A 1,327-nucleotide genomic window follows, 5' to 3' on the forward strand; every position below is an offset into this window, starting at 1 on the left:
TAGTAGTTGATGTAGTCTGCCACCCCATCTTGCAGGCTCTTGACGCTGTCAAAGTCGTTGGGGTGGAAGAACTCGGATTTGAGAATGGCAAAGAAGCTTTCGATGGCAGCATTGTCGAGACAGTTGCCCTTGCGTGACATGCTCTGATTGATGTGACGTTTCTGAAGCATGCGCTGCCAGGCCGGCATCTGGTAGTGCCATCCCTGGTCGGAATGCAGGATCGGCCGGTCATCGTCTTGCAAACGGCTCACGGCCTTGGTGAGCATGTTTTCGACGAGTTTGAACACCGGCCGTCTAGCGGTTTCGAACGCAATGATTTCCCCATTGAACAAGTCCATGATCGGCGAGAGATAGAGCTTTTCGCCGGCCACGTTAAATTCCGTCACATCGGTCACCCATTTCTGATTGGCGCGCTCGGCGGTGAACTGCCGCTTGAGGAGATCGGGAGCCACGCGTCCCTCCTCGCCCCTGTAGGATCGATACTTCTTCGGCCTGACCTTAGACTTCAAGCCGCTCTCGACCATCAGGCGCTGAACCGTCTTGTGATTGACCGTCTCTCCCAAGCCGCGCAGCGCCGCCGTCACCCGGCGATAGCCGTAGCGGCCCTTGTGGGTGTCGAAGATCGATTTGATCCTCTCCTTGAGAACTCCGTGCCGGTCGGGCCGGGACAATGCCTTTTGCTGATAATAGAACGTGCTGCGCGCCAGGCCCGAAAGCGCAAGCAACCCGTCAAGCGGATGGAACGGCCTTAACGCTTCGACGACTTGCGCTTTTTCGGCGCTCGTTGCTGCGTTAAGGCCTCCAGTTTTTTTAAGTAGGCATTCTCCATGCGCAGATAGTTCAGCTCCGCCAACAGATCTTCACGGCTCTTGGCATCGTCACTGTGTGGAGCATCTGGTCCACTGGCTATGATAGGCGACTTGGGCATCGATCGAGGTCTTCCTCTGCGGCGCGGGGCCAAGGCTTCGATCCCACCCCGTTCATATCGCCTCTCCCAATCCGGAAGGCAGCTGGCATTGCGAACGTCGAAGATCGCAGCCGTCTGGCGATAGGACAACCCATCCTCCCACATCCGCTGTAGGACCGATAGCTTGAAGTCAGCATTATAATGGCTGAATTTCTTCACCAATCCAGCCGAACCATGCGCAGCATGGCTCGCTACCCATTTGCGAACGGTCGCAGGATCAATGGCAAACCGCGTGCTCACCTCTTGATAGCTACGCTCGCCATTCCCGTAAAACTCAACAACAGACTGCTTGAAAGCCAGGCTGTATTTGGACATGCAAAACCCCCGAAGGTGGATGTCCAACTTTCGGGGGTCAGTTCA

1 pseudogene is annotated in these 1,327 nt (G+C 56.0%); it reads right to left on the reverse strand.

Going from position 1 to position 1,327, the window contains the following annotated elements:
- A pseudogene (locus EFD56_RS33435) lies at nucleotides 1–1,282 on the reverse strand (IS3 family transposase); the annotation flags it as partial.
- Between the last annotated feature and the right edge of the window lie 45 nt (nucleotides 1,283–1,327).

Source organism: Rhizobium phaseoli, assembly GCF_003985125.1.
GTDB lineage: Bacteria > Pseudomonadota > Alphaproteobacteria > Rhizobiales > Rhizobiaceae > Rhizobium > Rhizobium phaseoli.